This is a genomic window from Paenirhizobium cremeum (assembly GCF_022884085.1).
Taxonomy (GTDB): Bacteria; Pseudomonadota; Alphaproteobacteria; order Rhizobiales; family Rhizobiaceae; genus Allorhizobium; species Allorhizobium cremeum.
In genome coordinates this window covers 238248-252809 of sequence record NZ_JAGGCS010000006.1, presented here as the reverse complement: position 1 = coordinate 252809, position 14562 = coordinate 238248, and the positions used below count along the sequence as shown (strand labels likewise).

The following is a 14562-nucleotide window of genomic DNA, read 5'->3' as shown; positions in this document are numbered from 1 at the left end:
CTCGAGCCATTGGAAATACATTGAAAAGCCGCGACCAAGGCAAAGACGAAGAGCACGAGATTTATTGACGCTTACGTTAAGGTTATATAGAGCTAAGAGGGCTTGAACCGGCTTACCAAAGGCATAAGCTCGGTTTGCGCGTCGAGGAGGGGGCATGCCGGCCACGGGAGGGCGGGCATGAAGGAAACTTTGACCGGGAGGTAAACATGTCTGATCTCGCGAGCCGCCATAGCGGCCGGGCAGCGGAAAAAATCTGGCTTTCATCTTATCCGTCTACGGTGCCGGCGGAAGTTCCTCCCCCGGAACATGCCTCGCTCGGCGCGCTTTTCGAGAGCAGTTGCGCCAGATATGCGGATCGTCTCGCCTTTTCCAGCATGGGACGCGGCATGACTTATCGCGAACTGGAAGCACAGTCGCGCAAGATCGGGGCTTGGCTGCAGGCGCAGGGCTTGCAGAAGGGTGACCGTGTAGCGGTGATGACGCCCAACATCCTGCAAAATCCCGTGACGGTCTACGGCATACTGCGAGCCGGCTTCACCGTGGTCAACGTCAATCCGCTCTATACGCCGCGTGAACTGGAACACCAGTTGAAGGACAGCGGCGCCAAGGTCATCTTCGTCCTTGAAAACTTCGCCCGGACTGTCCAGCAGGTGATCGCCCATACTCCGATCCGGCATGTGGTGGTGGCCACCATGGGCGATATGCTGGGCCTCAAGGGCCACATCGTCAATTTCGTGGTGCGCAAGGTCAAGAAACTCGTGCCCGCCTGGTCCATTCCCGGGCACAAGAGCTTCAATCGCGTGTTGGCGGAAGGCGCACGCCAGACGCTGAAGCCATCCGATGTCGCGGGCGATGACATCGCCTTCCTGCAATATACCGGAGGCACGACGGGTGTTTCCAAGGGCGCGACGCTCACCCATTCCAACCTGCTGGCCAACAAGGCGCAGATCGCACTGTGGCTCGAGGCGGCGTTCAACAGCAAGGGCCGGCCGGAGGTAATGACCTTCATCTGCGCGCTGCCGCTCTACCATATCTTCGCGCTGACGGTGAATTCGCTGATGGGGGTCGCGACAGGCAGCCACAATGTTCTGATCGCCAATCCGCGCGATATTCCCGCCTTCGTCAAGGAACTTCAGCAGCACAAGGCCCATATCTTTCCCGGTCTGAACACCCTGTTCAATGCGCTGATGAACAACCCGGACTTCAAATCGCTTGATTTCTCGTCCCTGCTTCTGGTGCTTGGCGGCGGCATGGCGGTACAGCGGCCCGTCGCCGAACGCTGGTTCCAGATGACCGGCTGCCCGATCACCGAGGGCTACGGTCTTTCGGAAACATCGCCTGTCGCAACCGTGAACCGACTCGATAGCAACGAGTTTTCCGGTATGATCGGCCTGCCTCTACCTTCGACCGATATCGAGATCCGAGACGAGGACGGGAATACGCTGCCGATCGGCGAGACCGGCGAGATCTGCATCCGCGGGCCGCAGGTCATGGCCGGCTACTGGCAGCGCCCCGACGAAACCGCCAAGGTGATGACCCCGGATGGCTTCTTCAGGTCCGGCGACATGGGCATGATGGACGAGCGAGGCTACGTGAAGATCGTAGACCGCAAGAAGGACATGATCCTGGTGTCCGGTTTCAATGTCTATCCGAACGAGATCGAGGAAGTTGCGGCCATGCATCCGGGTGTCCTGGAATGCGCGGCAATCGGCGTTCCCGACGAACATTCCGGCGAGGCGGTCAAGCTTTTCGTCGTGAAGAAGGACCCGGCGCTGACCGAGGCCGAGCTCAAGACCCATTGCGCCGAAAACCTCACCAATTACAAGCGCCCGCGTTACATCGAATTTCGCGCGGAATTACCCAAATCCAACGTCGGCAAGATCCTGCGGCGCGAGCTCCGCGACAGTTCGGCCGCCAAGTAACGTCTTTGCAACAATGGCCGGCCGGCGGAGCCGATACCTGCCGTCGATGTTTCATTCTCGCGGAGTGCGCCTTGATCGGGCGCATTCCCCAGAATAGTGTCGCCCTCATCTTTGCCAACCAGGGAAAAGAAGATGCAGGCTATCATCGACAAACTCATCAGCACTGCCGCCGCCACCCGCGCGGAGGATCTGCGAGCCGCCTTTGCCGCCGACGCCCAGCGCTTCACCCGGTTCAGCACGTCCCTTGACGATTTGCTGATGGACTACTCGAAATGTGCCGTGAACGATGAAATCATGGCGCTGCTGGAAGAACTCTGCATGGCCGCCGGCGTCGCGGAAAAGCGTGACGCGATGTTTGCCGGCGAGAAGATCAACTTCACCGAAAACCGTGCCGTGCTGCATACCGCGCTGCGCAATCGGGCAAATACGCCGGTGATCGTTGACGGCGCCGATGTGATACCCGACGTCAACGGCGTTCTTGCAGCGATGGGAAGGTTCGCCGATTCGGTTCGTTCCGGCCGGCTTACCGGCGCGACGGGCAAGACCATCACCGACGTCGTCAACATCGGCATCGGCGGCTCGGATCTCGGCCCAGCCATGGCGACACTGGCGCTCGCTCCCTTTCATGATGGCCCGCGCCTGCATTTCGTGTCGAATGTCGATGGCGCCCATATCGCAGATACGCTGAAGCAGCTTTCTGTGGAGACGACGCTGTTCATCGTGGCGTCCAAAACCTTTACCACCATAGAGACGATGACCAACGCACAGACGGCCCGCGCCTTCATCGCCAAGGCGCTCGGCGAGGATGCCGTCGGCGCGCATTTCGCTGCCGTGTCGACCGCACTCGACAAGGTCGCCGCTTTCGGCATCTCCGCCGATCGTGTCTTCGGCTTCTGGGATTGGGTCGGCGGTCGCTATTCGATCTGGTCGGCCATCGGCCTGCCGCTGATGATCGCCATCGGGCCTGAGAATTTCGGCCGCTTCCTCGATGGCGCCCATTCGATGGACCAGCATTTCCGCACGGCGCCGTTTTCGAAGAACCTGCCAATGCTGCTTGGCGCGATCGGCGTTTATCACCGCAACGTGCTCGGCTATCCGACTCGGGCCATCCTGCCCTATGACCAGCGTCTGTCGCGCTTTCCGGCCTACCTGCAGCAGCTCGACATGGAATCGAACGGCAAGAGCGTGACGATCGACGGCAAGCCGGTCGCCGGCGCCTCCGGCCCGGTCGTCTGGGGCGAGCCCGGCACCAATGGTCAGCACGCCTTCTATCAGCTCATCCATCAGGGAACGAGCATCATTCCGGCCGAATTCATGATCGCCGCCAAAGGCTTCGAGCCCGACCTCCGCCACCAGCACGAACTGCTGATTTCAAATTGCCTTGCCCAGTCTGAGGCCCTAATGCGCGGCCGCACGCTTGCCGAGGCCAAGGCGCAGCTGACGGCAAAGGGCGTGGACGAAGCGACAGCGGATTTCCTCGCGCCGCATCGGGTGTTTTCAGGCAACCGTCCCTCGATCACCTTCGTCTACGAGCAGTTGACCCCGTTCGCGCTGGGGCGATTGATCGCGCTCTACGAGCATCGCGTTTTCGTGGAAGGCGTGATCTTCCGCATCAACTCGTTCGACCAGTGGGGCGTGGAGCTCGGCAAGGAACTGGCGACCGGCCTTTTGCCGGTGGTGGAAGGCAAGGTCGCAGCAACCGGTCACGACAGCTCGACGGCCGGTCTCGTCGCCGCTCTTCGAAATGCGCGCGGCTGAGGCCGCGCTTATTTTCCTTAAAACCCGATTTCCGCTGCGAAGGGCGGATTGGCCCCTGCCCGCGAAACCGTCACCGCCGCGGCCTTTGCGCCCAGTCGAAGCGCCGCCTCGACACCCGCTTCGTCGAGCGTGGCGATCTTTTCCTTGGTAAGTCTATCCTGACGCTTCAGTGAGGCGAGAATACCGGCGTCGAAGGTGTCGCCGGCACCGACGGTATCGACGACCTCAACCCGTTCACTCGGCACGGAAAGCTTGAAACCGGCTGTATAACCGGTGGCACCTTCCGCACCGCGGGTAATCACCACGAGCTTGGCACCCTTGTTCAGCCAGTGACGGGCGAGAGTATCTTGATCGCCTTCCAGACCGAACCATGCAAGGTCCTCATCGGAGAACTTGATGATATCGGACATGGCTGCCATCCGGTTGATGCGCGCCATATGCGCCTGCTTGTCCTTGATGAAGCCGGGACGAATATTCGGATCGAGCGAGATCACGCGCTTCGCGTGTTCACGGGTCATCAGCGCTTCGTAGGTCGCGCCGCACGGCTCGGGGATGAGGCTGATCGCACCGAAATGCAGGGCCTCGCAATCGTCGCCGAGCACCGGCAAGTCAGACTCGGCAATCATCCGGCCGGCAGTGTTCTCGTCATAGAAGGCGTAGCTTGCGTGCCCGTCGACCAGCTTGACGAAAGCGATGGTGGTCGGACGCGAGAGCGTCGCGCAGAAGGCGTAGTCGACATTGCTCTGCTTCAGCGTCTCACGCAGGATGTCGCCCATCATATCGTCGGAAAGACCGGTGAAGAAACCGGTCGGAATGCCGAGGCGCCCGAGCGCAATTGCGGTGTTGAAGATCGCGCCGCCGGCATAGGGCGCAAATGCCCTCTCACCGCGCGTGGTTTCGCGCGGCAACATGTCGATGAGCGCCTCGCCACAGCACAGGATCATCCGGGCATCCTCCCTTACCAAGAACGACTTTCAATCGATTTAAAGCAATCCGGGTGGAAACGCCAGAGCTGCTTTCGGTTTAAGCGAGTTCCGTGACGCCACCGTGGCGGCCCGACCAGGCCAGCGGGGCATCGAGGAAGGACTCGACCTCGGTCAGCGTCCTTTCATCGAAAAGCTTCTGCTCGCGCGCGACGGCCAGCACATTACGCCAGGTGGCGATGTAATGCAGCTTCACATTGCCGTTGGTGAAACGTTCCTCGGCTTCGGCAAAGATACCGTAGTAGAAGAGGGCGATACCGTGATCGACCACGCCGCCGGCAGCGCGCACGGCATCGATGAACTTGAACATGCTGCCACCGGCCGTCGTCAGATCCTCGATGACGAGGACACGGGCGGCTTCCGGCATATGGCCTTCGATCTGGGCATTGCGGCCATGCCCCTTGGGCGCCTTGCGGACATAGATCATCGGCAGGCCGAGACGATCCGCCAGGAGAGCGGCGAAAGGAATGCCAGCCGTTTCGCCGCCAGCGATGCAGTCGAACTGCTCGAAGCCTGCATTGCGCATCAGGGTCGCGGCGGCGAAATCCATGACGGCCGAGCGGATGCGCGGATAGGACAGGAGCTTGCGGCAATCGATGTAGACGGGGCTGCGCATGCCGGAAGAGAGCTTGTAAGGTTCGGCCGCATTGAAATGCACCGCCTTGATCTCCCAGAGCATCCTGGCCACCAGTTCAGCCATCACGGCCGGTTCGGGAAATGTCGTCTGAATCATGCGCCCGCTCCTTGATCGTCCTTGTCAGGCGAATAGCAGCATGCGCCGGCGGATACTAGATAGTGCTGCCATTCAGGGGGAAACGTTGGTACGGGTTTCCACCGTTTCGACCCTGTGCAGGAAGTCTGCCATTTCGACCCGGTTACGACCGTTGCGCTTCGCCTGATAAAGGGCCGCGTCAGCGAGGCTCAGAACTGCGTCAAAGCTGTCTGTCTCCTTTGTACCGAAGGCAATGCCCGCGCTCACCGTGCATCGCAGCACCGCCTCCCCGATCCGGATTTCGCGCGCGGCAAAGCTGCGGACGATATCGCCGGTCACACGTTCGGCCCGGCCCGGCAGGGTGTTGGAGAGGATGACGGCGAACTCCTCGCCCCCCAGTCGGGCGACCGTCTGCTGGCCACCGGTTCCGGTCGTCAGTTCTTCCGCAAATATCCGGATGACCGCATCGCCGGTGGCGTGGCCGTGCTCGTCGTTGATCGACTTGAACCGATCGATATCGAAGACGACGACCGCCGTCTTCGATCCGATGGGGCGACCGGCGACCTGGTCGAAAAGCGCCCGGCGATTGAGAAGCCCGGTCAACGGATCGGTGTTGGCCTCGTGCCGATGGCGCGCCGCAAGTCGCCACTGGTGAAGCGCAAGCGACAGCGCGCCGATGCCGGACATGCCCGCAATGCAAATCGCGATATTCAGATCTTCCGCCCAATTGTCCGGCGCATGGCCGAGAACCCACTGGCGTTTGTCGATCAGCACGGCGGCACACAGCGCGAAGGACAGTCCACTGACGACATAAAGGAAAACCATTCCGATGAGCGGTCCCGGCGCCTCCGCACGCGCACGCCAATATTGCCATCCCGTGCCGATCAGGAGCAACGCGGTGGCCGCATTCATGAAAACGATGCCCAATCCATCGAGCCCGCCGAGTATCAGTGGCAATCCAGGTGCGATGGTGGCGATCGAAAGAACGATCGATCGCGTCCAGGGGGCCCCGCCGGTCCTAAACTGCACGGAGCCCGCGTAGATCATGCTGAAGCCGATCATCAGGAAGACATAGGCAAAAGACGCCCTGAGAAGACCCGCTTCCAGCGTGTAGGAACTGTAGGCAAAGATACCGATAACGATGAAGAGCAGCGCGACGACGAGGGTCAGCAGGAAGGAATCCGTGCGACGCGATACCCAGGTTCCCAGAAGGGTCACCATGAGACAGGTCGCGGAAAAACCCAGGGCGAGCAGAAGAGAATTATAGTCAAGCATCATGCCAAGCGCTCTCTTCAGCGTGAAACCGCCGCCGATCTTCCTTGGCGAAGGCTAACCACCGGTTCTCTCCAAAAGGTTACCCGGATCGCAACAATCCTAGCAATTCGCGGTCAATTCAACGGACCCGCCAAAATAGCGGGAACATCGGATCGAAGACCGTCACCGGACCCGCGCCAGTCTCGATCTTGGCGGGGAAGACCACCGGTTCGTCACCCCTCTCCAGCGTGATCGTTTCCTCGTTGGCGGCAAGGCCGTACCAGGCCGGCCCGTTGAGCGAGGCGAAAGCCTCCAGCCGGTCAAGCGCATCCTCCTGCTCGAAGACATGGGCAAGGCAGCTCATGGTGTTGATCGAAGTGTAGATGCCGGCACAACCGCAGGCGCATTCCTTGAGCGGATCGACATGCGGTGCAGAATCGGTGCCGAGGAAGAAGCGAGGGTCGCCGGACGTGGCGGCAGCCCTGAGTGCGAGGCGATGGCTTTCACGCTTGGCGACCGGCAGGCAATAGTAATGCGGCTTGATGCCGCCCACCAGAATGGCATTGCGGTTGATGATGAGGTGATGTGTGGTGATCGATCCCGCGATGTTGCGGGCGGAGGAACGGATGTAGTCCACGCCGTCGGACGTCGTGACATGTTCCATCGTCACCTTCAGTTCCGGCAGACGTCGGCGCAACGGGTCGAGGACCGTATCGATGAAGACCTTCTCGCGGTCGAAGATATCAACCTCGGGGGTCGTCACCTCTCCGTGAACGCAGAGCGGCAGACCGATCTTCGCCATGCGTTCCAGAACCGGCATGGCGTTTTCTATGTTGCGCACGCCGCCATGGGAATTGGTGGTTGCGCCGGCCGGATAGAGCTTCACGGCGGTGATGAGGCCGCTCTTCCTGCCCTCCTCGACATCGTCGGGGCTGGTATCTTCCGTAAGATAGAGCGTCATCAGGGGCTCGAAGCGATCGCCCTTCGGCAGGGCGTTCACGATGCGCTCGCGATAGGCCCGCGCGTCCGCCGTCGTCACGACCGGAGGCACGAGGTTCGGCATGATGATAGCGCGTGCGAAATGCCGGCTTGTATCGCCGATCACCCCTTCGAGCATGGCGCCGTCCCGCAGATGCAGGTGCCAGTCATCCGGACGGCGAATGGTGAGCGAGCGCATGATGTAACCTCCGGGCATCGATTGTCGCCCGCAGATACCATGTTCCGCCAGCCGGTCAAAGCCGCGTTTCGGGACCGCGTCTCAGGCAACCTTTTCATTACTGGTGGTAAACGTCTTCTGCACAGCTTCCTGGGCCTGTTCGCGACGATCGTCCTCCATGATCTGGCGAATGCGCGGCAGGGCACGCTCGAAGGCAGCGACACAATCCGGATCGAACTGGGTGCCGGCACGGCCGAGAATATGTTCGACGGTGCGTTCGAAACTCCAGGCCGGCTTATACGGGCGCTCCGTGGTCAGGGCGTCGAAATTGTCGGCGATGCAGACGATCCGGCCGGAAAGCGGTATGGCCGTGCCGGCGAGCCGGTTCGGGTAGCCCTGGCCGTCCCAGCGCTCGTGATGGCTGACGGCAATTTCCGAGGCGAGCTGCAGCAGCGACGAATGGGAGCGCGCAAGGATATCGCTGCCGATCTGGGCATGCGCCTGCATCTGGCGGTATTCCGCCTCGGTTAGCCGGCCCTGTTTCAGGAGCACCGTATCGGGCATCGCGACCTTGCCGATGTCATGCATCGGCGCCGCCATGCGGATGTCGTTGCAGAATTCCGGGGAAAGGCCGAGTTCGAGCGCAATTGCCTCGGAATAGGCGGCAACGCGCAGCGTATGGCGCGACGTTTCCGGGTCCTTGTAACCGGCAGCGACCGTCAGGCGGTGAATGATTTCCTGTTCGCGCTGCCGAAGTTCGCCCACGGCGCGATCCACTTCGCGACGCAGCCACTCGGCCTGATCCGCTAGCTGACGGCGCGCGCGCGACAGGCTGACGATATTCTGCACACGCGCCTGGAATTCCATCGGATTGACCGGCTTGGTAAGAAAATCGATCGCGCCGGCGTTGAGCGCGGCCATTCGGGTCGTCATGTCCTTATCGGCGGTGACGAAGATAACCGGCACATCGGCATATTTGTCGAAGCGCACGATCTCCGTGTAGAGTTCGACACCGTTATAGACCGGCATCTGGTAGTCGATGATGGCAATGTCGAAATCGATGTCCGGCAGCGAGGAAAGAACCTCATCCGGGCTCGAGAAAGCAACGGCCTCGCAATTGTCGAGCTTGCCGACGAGCTTCGTCAGAAGCTTCAGGTTGGTGCTGTTGTCGTCCACCAGCAAGATACGCATTGACGCCTCCTTCGTTCTAAGCGACCAGCTTGAACTTCATCGTTTCGATTTCGTTGTTGAGCATTTCGACATCGGCCGTCGTCGGCTGCTGCTCGCGCAGAGCGTTGGCCTTGCCGGCAATTTCCTTGAGCCCGACATTCACCGCCGCACCCTTGATCGTGTGGAGCACGCGGTCGACATGTTCGGCGTCGCGGCTTTCGAGCGCGCCATGCAGTTCGCCAATGAGCGCGGAAGCATCGTCGAAGAAGGATTCGACCAGTTCCTGGAAGACATCCTCGCCGAGAGCGTCCACAAGCTCCGAGTAACGGGCTTCGTCGAGGCCATCCGGGCAGAGCTGCTGAAGGCCGGGAATATTGAGCCCCTCAAGCAGCACGGGGTCCGGCAAGGCGCCATCGTCGGCCGGCGTGTCGACGAAATCGGCCACCAGTGTCTCGTTCAGCGAGGACAGCACGTTGCGCAACCTTTCCATGGTGACGGGTTTGGATTCGAAACCGGTCATGCCGGCATCGAGACAGCGGCGGCGATCGTCATCGGAGGCATTCGCCGTCATCGCGATGATCGGAACGCCGGCGCAGGGACCGCCGCCGGACATGATCCGGCGGGTGGCCTCGATGCCGTCCATCACCGGCATCTGCATGTCCATCAGGATGACATCGAAAGCCTGGCTTGCGGCGATGGCGACCGCCTCCGCACCGTCGTTGGCCACGACCACATCCTGGCCCAGATGATTGAGGAAGCGGGTTGCCACCTGCTGGTTGACCCTGTTGTCCTCGACGAGCAGAACACGAAGCTGCGGCAGCTCGTCCCCCTTATGGCTTTTGGCGGTGGAAAGGCGGCGCATCTCGTCCTTGCCCACGGCAACCACTGCCAGCTCGAACCAAAAGATGCTGCCGACACCGACGGTGCTGCTCATGCCGAGTTCGCCACCAAGCTTCTCCACGATCTGCTTGCAGATGGTGAGGCCGAGGCCCGTGCCGCCATATTTCCGGCTGATCGAGGCATCGACCTGCGAGAAGGGTTTGAAGAGCTTGGAAAGGCCGGCCTCATCGATGCCGATACCGGTGTCCTCGACCTCGAAACGCAGCATCAGCTTGCCGAGGCGATAGAATTCGCGCAGCCGGAGCGTCACCGTACCGTTGTTGGTGAATTTCACCGCGTTGGAGAGCAGGTTGAGGAGCACCTGGCGGAGACGGGTGGGGTCGGTGCGGACATAGAGCGCATCGAGCGATTCCGGGATGTCGAGAACCACGGTATTCTCGTGGTCGTCGGCGCGGCCGCGAATGATGCTGACGGTCGTCTCTGCCAGAGCGGCAACGTCGACGATGCGCTCCTCGAGTTCCAGCTTGCCGTGTTCGATCTTCGAATAATCGAGGATCTCGTTGATGATCTCGAGCAGCGCCTCGCCCGAGGACCTGATGGTCTTGACGCTTGAAAGTGCGTCGGGCGGAAGCTGCGATAGTTCCAACAGTTCGGACATGCCGAGGATGGCGTTGAGCGGGGTGCGGATCTCATGCCCCATGGTCGCCATGAACTGCGACTTGGCGCGATTGCCGGCATCGGCGCCTTCCAGCGCTTCGGTAAGCTGCCTCGCCATGGTTTCGAGTTCGAGGCCCGCCTTGCGAACCGATTTCAGCTGACGGCGAAGGGTGACGACAAGAAACACCACGGAGACCATCAGAAGACCCAGCATCACCGCGGAAGTCTTTTCGAGACTGACGATGTTTGCCCGAGCGGCGGCCCGCTCTTTCCCGAGCCGGGTGTTGGTATAAGCAAGAAGGCTTTCGCTCACCTCGGAAAGTTCAGCCAGCTCGGATGCGAGTGCATCAAGCTTTGCCGCGTCGGGCCGTGATGCCTGCTCACCGCTTCCAGACAGGAGAGCAAGACGTTCAACAGAGCCGGCAATCCGGTTGAAAAGGGGCGCGGTTTCGGGATTTTCCAGAATGACGCGGCTGAACTGCGGTTCGCGCAGGAGGGCGACACCAGAGCGAAGGGCATCGAGACGCCGAGACAATGCATCGCCAAGAACATCCCCCGGAAGGCGACGCAGTTCCTCAGCGGCGGCTCCTGCCGCACGGACATCCCGGTCGAGCTGGTAGACCGACCAGACGGTATTTTCGCCGGCACCGTCATGAAGAGAAAGGAATTGCCGGGAAATCTCAATCGCCAGCAAAATCAGCACGATCAGCAGGACAGTCGACAGAACCTGGAGGATCAGGGTCGTGCTGCCTGCCTTCTTCATGATTGCGCTGCTGGAAGAAAGGACTGTCACAGCATCACTCCGATGCGCTTGACTTCCTCGCCGCAACGGGCGACCTGTCCGCCATTGCGCAGCGCCATGAGACGGAGCGGGCGAAGCAGTCTATCCGGAAGTGCGTTGGAGAAGTGCGTCATGCGGATGTTCCGACGGCTCCCAGGGTTCAGCGGGCAGCCACGCGCGGCGGCGGCACATGACCGACATGGGCTGCGAGCAGATCTCGGAAGGTGACGGCGTCGACGGGCTTGGTCAGAAAACCGGTGACGCCCGTTGCGGACGCGGTTTCACGCAACTTCGGATCCTGATCGGCTGTGACCATGATTACCGGCACATCGTCATAGCGATGCAGCATGCGGATCGCCTTCACGAACTGCAGGCCGCTCATGCCGGGCAGCATCTGATCGACGACGAGCATGCTGAAGAAGGTATTGTGGCAAAGGGAGAGAGCGCGGGACCCGTCCGCCTCGATGACGATTTCCTCGTCCGTGACCTTTTCGGCGAGACGCTTCAGGATCAGCGCGTTGGTGGCATTGTCTTCCACGATCAGAATGGTCATTGGTTCTGTCCTCCAGCGTGCCGGCTGTCGAGTTCCATCCCTTTCATCCACACTGAAGGGGAAATTCCTCACCGGTTCATGGAGGGGTTGTAGCAACCGGACCCTGAAATTCGTTGAAGCAAATCGCGACAATTTTAACTGTTGCTACATTAAGTGCTCCTTAAATTTTTAGACGGAGCTAAAACGCCGCCTTTCCCTTTGGTTTCAGGGAAAAGACGGCGCAACAGGCAAATCGGGTTGGGTATCAGTTGTCGCCGAACACGAAGTCGGCCTTGCGGCTGCGTGAAAGCACGAGCCGTCCGTTCGGCAGGTCGTTCTGCTCGACCTTGGCGGCGACTTCGGCTTCGCCGAGGCCGAAACCCCGCCAGCGGGCTTCGAGGCGCCGCCTGAGTTCGTCCGCCGGCGGCGCGATCATCACCGTCAGGTCGAAGAGCGGCGCAAGCGCGAACCAGGGTTCGTCTTCAAGCAGGAGATAATTGCCCTCGGCAAGCACGATGCGCGGGCCCGCCGGAATCGTGCGGGCAGCGGCAATGGCAAGCTCGCGGCTGCGGTCGAATACCGGCACAAGAACTTCTCCGCCGGCCCTAACCGCGCGGACGATATCGATCAGTCCGCGGACGTCGAAGGTATCGGGTGCGCCCTTGCGCGCCAGCCGGCCGCGTTCTTCCAGCACGGCATTATCCATATGAAAGCCGTCCATTGGCAAGACGGAGGTCGGTACGCCCCGCGCGACCAGTTCCCGTTCCAGCGCTTCGGCGAGCGTGGACTTGCCCGAACCCGGAGGCCCTGAGATAGCAACGAGCAAGCGTGGAGAGCCCGCCGCCTGCTCGCTGATGGCTTTCGCCAGTGTGTCAACCGCCGACATGGCTGACGTCATGCCGCGATGCTCTCTTCCGGCGCCGGACGGGCGCCCGTCATGAAGGCAACGGCGTCCGACATCGTATAGTCCTTAGGGTTGATGACGCAGAGCCGCCGTCCGAGACGGTGGATGTGGATACGGTCGGCCACCTCGAACACATGCGGCATGTTATGCGAGATCAACACGATCGGCAGTCCACGCGAACGGACCTCCAGGATCAGTTCGAGAACGCGGCGGGATTCCTTGACCCCGAGTGCGGCTGTCGGTTCGTCCATGATGACAACCTTGGAGCCGAAAGCCGCCGCGCGGGCAACCGCAACCCCCTGACGCTGGCCGCCCGAAAGCGTTTCCACCGCCTGGTTGATGTTCTGGATGGTCATCAGGCCGAGTTCGGAAAGCTTGTCGCGCGCGACCTTTTCCATCTTCTTGCGGTCCAGGGTGCGGAACAGCGATCCCATGATGCCCGGCCGGCGGATTTCGCGGCCGAGAAACATGTTGTCGGCGATGGAAAGCGCCGGCGAGAGGGCGAGGTTCTGGTAAACCGTCTCGATGCCGGCGTCGCGCGCCTCCATCGGACTGCGGAAGTTCACGAGGTTGCCGTCCAGCCTGATCTCGCCTTCATCCGGCGTGATGGCGCCGGAAATCGCCTTAATCAGCGAGGATTTGCCTGCGCCGTTATCGCCGATCACGGCGAGGATTTCGCCCGGGTAGAGATCGAAATCGGCGTTGTCGAGAGCGGTGACACGGCCATAACGCTTGACCAGACCGCGGGTGGTAAGAATGGGGGTGCGTTCCATCAGCCTGCTACCTTTCTGATCCACTGGTCGACGGCAACCGCCGAGATGATGAGGACGCCGGTCAGAAGCACTTTCCATTGCGGATCGGCGCCAAGCATGTTGAGACCCATCGACACCACACCGACGATCAGCGCGCCGAACAAGGTTCCGAGAATGGAACCGCGCCCGCCGAAGAGCGAGATACCACCGATGACCGCCGCCGTTATCGCCTGAAGATTGTAGTCGGTGACGGCTGCGGACGGAGAAATCGAACCATTGCGGCCGATCGAAACCCAGGCAGCAAGCGCTGCAATAAACCCGGCCAGCGCATAGGTGCCGAGCAGCACACGATCCGAACGGATGCCGGCAAGCTGCGCCGCTTCCGGATCGTCACCGACAGCATAGAGATGTCGGCCCCAGGCGGTATGATTGAGCGCATACCAGAGCACGAAGACCAGGAGGACCATGAAGAGGACGCCGAGCGTAAACACTGCCTTACCGATCCGGAAGCTTTCGCCGAAGATCTGCAGGAAGGGCGCAATGGCCTCGATGTCGGCATCGCGCAACGTCTCGTTGGCCGAATAGATGAAGTTGGTGGCCATGACGATATTCCATGTGCCAAGCGTCACGATGAAAGGCGGCAGCTTGATCTTGGCTACCAGGAACCCGTTCAGGAGACCGCACAGCGTGCCCACCGCCAGCCCGACGATGACGGCGATTGGCGAGGGAATGCCATAATGCAGGGCGCAGTTACCCATCACCACCGCCGAGATGACCATGACGACGCCGATCGACAGATCGATGCCGGCTGTCAGGATCACGAGGGTCTGGGCCGCGCCGAGAATGCCCACCACCGCGATCTGCTGAAGGATCAGGGTGAGGGTGTAGCTGGAGAAGAATTTGCCGCCGATGGCCAGACCGAAAATGACGATCGATGCGATCAGCACGATCAGCGGCACTGCGGCCGGCGTGGAATGCAGGAAATGCTGGATCCTGCGAAGGGGCGAATGATCCTCGAACGCGGCAACGGACGTGTCGCTCTTTTCAAGAACCTTCTCGAATTCCTGGATGCTTGCCATGGACGTGTCTCCATCCCATAGGACAGGTGCGTTGCACCTTCGGAAAGGGCGGCCTACACCGC

At 61.0% G+C, this 14562-nt stretch carries 13 protein-coding genes; 2 read left to right on the top strand and 11 right to left on the bottom strand.

Going from position 1 to position 14562, the window contains the following annotated elements; genetic code table 11:
- Positions 1-206 precede the first annotated feature (206 nt).
- Positions 207-1922: a long-chain fatty acid--CoA ligase gene (locus J5N58_RS13500; RefSeq protein WP_113338346.1), complete on the top strand. Its 1716-nt coding sequence runs from the start codon at positions 207-209 to the stop codon at positions 1920-1922.
- 132 nt (positions 1923-2054) lie between these two features.
- Positions 2055-3680 carry a glucose-6-phosphate isomerase gene (pgi, locus tag J5N58_RS13495; RefSeq protein ID WP_244711165.1) on the top strand — a complete coding sequence of 542 codons (1626 nt, stop codon included), beginning with the start codon at positions 2055-2057 and terminating at the stop codon, positions 3678-3680.
- Between the two features lie 17 nt (positions 3681-3697).
- On the opposite strand, the gene J5N58_RS13490 is transcribed toward pgi, so the two are convergent.
- The 11 genes from J5N58_RS13490 to J5N58_RS13445 all read right to left on the bottom strand — a co-directional run bounded on the left by J5N58_RS13490 (position 3698) and on the right by J5N58_RS13445 (position 14500).
- Entirely contained in the window at positions 3698-4624 is a 927-nt protein-coding gene (locus J5N58_RS13490; protein WP_113437209.1) for a carbohydrate kinase family protein, read from the bottom strand.
- A gap of 79 nt (positions 4625-4703) precedes the next feature.
- Positions 4704-5396: an orotate phosphoribosyltransferase gene (locus J5N58_RS13485; RefSeq protein WP_113437210.1), complete on the bottom strand. Its 693-nt coding sequence runs from the start codon at positions 5394-5396 to the stop codon at positions 4704-4706.
- Between the two features lie 72 nt (positions 5397-5468).
- Complete coding sequence (locus J5N58_RS13480) at positions 5469-6653, bottom strand: GGDEF domain-containing protein (RefSeq protein WP_113338350.1); 1185 nt, start codon at positions 6651-6653, stop codon at positions 5469-5471.
- Between the two features lie 115 nt (positions 6654-6768).
- Positions 6769-7806: a dihydroorotase gene (pyrC, locus tag J5N58_RS13475; RefSeq protein WP_112827843.1), complete on the bottom strand. Its 1038-nt coding sequence runs from the start codon at positions 7804-7806 to the stop codon at positions 6769-6771.
- A gap of 81 nt (positions 7807-7887) precedes the next feature.
- Positions 7888-8976, bottom strand: a complete 1089-nt coding sequence (locus J5N58_RS13470) for a response regulator (RefSeq protein WP_112827755.1) — start codon at positions 8974-8976, stop codon at positions 7888-7890.
- A 16-nt stretch (positions 8977-8992) separates the two neighbouring features.
- On the bottom strand, positions 8993-11215 hold the full coding sequence (locus J5N58_RS13465) for an ATP-binding protein (RefSeq protein WP_244711163.1): 2223 nt from the start codon (positions 11213-11215) through the stop codon (positions 8993-8995).
- Positions 11216-11241: 26 nt separating this feature from the next.
- The gene (locus tag J5N58_RS25970; RefSeq protein ID WP_280519959.1) at positions 11242-11367 is read right to left on the bottom strand and encodes a hypothetical protein; all 126 of its coding nucleotides are present in this window, start codon (positions 11365-11367) and stop codon (positions 11242-11244) included.
- 26 nt (positions 11368-11393) lie between these two features.
- Complete coding sequence (locus tag J5N58_RS13460) at positions 11394-11786, bottom strand: response regulator (RefSeq protein ID WP_244711161.1); 393 nt, start codon at positions 11784-11786, stop codon at positions 11394-11396.
- A gap of 244 nt (positions 11787-12030) precedes the next feature.
- The gene (locus tag J5N58_RS13455; protein WP_425314465.1) at positions 12031-12663 is read right to left on the bottom strand and encodes a nucleoside triphosphate hydrolase; all 633 of its coding nucleotides are present in this window, start codon (positions 12661-12663) and stop codon (positions 12031-12033) included.
- Entirely contained in the window at positions 12660-13442 is a 783-nt protein-coding gene (locus J5N58_RS13450; protein ID WP_112827752.1) for an ATP-binding cassette domain-containing protein, read from the bottom strand. Before J5N58_RS13450 ends, J5N58_RS13455 begins: the two co-directional genes overlap by 4 nt.
- A complete protein-coding gene (locus tag J5N58_RS13445) occupies positions 13442-14500 on the bottom strand; it encodes an ABC transporter permease (RefSeq protein ID WP_112827751.1) in 1059 nt (352 codons plus the stop codon). Before J5N58_RS13445 ends, J5N58_RS13450 begins: the two co-directional genes overlap by 1 nt.
- Positions 14501-14562: the final 62 nt, after the last annotated feature.

Excerpts from the sequence above, each read along its gene's own strand:
- J5N58_RS13450 (WP_112827752.1), bottom strand. The coding sequence starts at position 13,442 with ATGGAACGCACCCCCATTCTTACCACCCGCGGTCTGGTCAAGCGTTAT.
- J5N58_RS13445 (WP_112827751.1), bottom strand. The coding sequence starts at position 14,500 with ATGGCAAGCATCCAGGAATTCGAGAAGGTTCTTGAAAAGAGCGACACG.
- pgi (WP_244711165.1), top strand. The coding sequence starts at position 2,055 with ATGCAGGCTATCATCGACAAACTCATCAGCACTGCCGCCGCCACCCGC.
- J5N58_RS13455 (WP_425314465.1), bottom strand. The coding sequence starts at position 12,663 with ATGACGTCAGCCATGTCGGCGGTTGACACACTGGCGAAAGCCATCAGC.
- pyrC (WP_112827843.1), bottom strand. The coding sequence starts at position 7,806 with ATGCGCTCGCTCACCATTCGCCGTCCGGATGACTGGCACCTGCATCTG.
- J5N58_RS13465 (WP_244711163.1), bottom strand. The coding sequence starts at position 11,215 with ATGAAGAAGGCAGGCAGCACGACCCTGATCCTCCAGGTTCTGTCGACT.
- J5N58_RS13470 (WP_112827755.1), bottom strand. The coding sequence starts at position 8,976 with ATGCGTATCTTGCTGGTGGACGACAACAGCACCAACCTGAAGCTTCTG.
- J5N58_RS13480 (WP_113338350.1), bottom strand. The coding sequence starts at position 6,653 with ATGATGCTTGACTATAATTCTCTTCTGCTCGCCCTGGGTTTTTCCGCG.
- J5N58_RS25970 (WP_280519959.1), bottom strand. The coding sequence starts at position 11,367 with ATGACGCACTTCTCCAACGCACTTCCGGATAGACTGCTTCGCCCGCTC.
- J5N58_RS13460 (WP_244711161.1), bottom strand. The coding sequence starts at position 11,786 with ATGACCATTCTGATCGTGGAAGACAATGCCACCAACGCGCTGATCCTG.
- J5N58_RS13500 (WP_113338346.1), top strand. The coding sequence starts at position 207 with ATGTCTGATCTCGCGAGCCGCCATAGCGGCCGGGCAGCGGAAAAAATC.
- J5N58_RS13485 (WP_113437210.1), bottom strand. The coding sequence starts at position 5,396 with ATGATTCAGACGACATTTCCCGAACCGGCCGTGATGGCTGAACTGGTG.
- J5N58_RS13490 (WP_113437209.1), bottom strand. The coding sequence starts at position 4,624 with ATGATCCTGTGCTGTGGCGAGGCGCTCATCGACATGTTGCCGCGCGAA.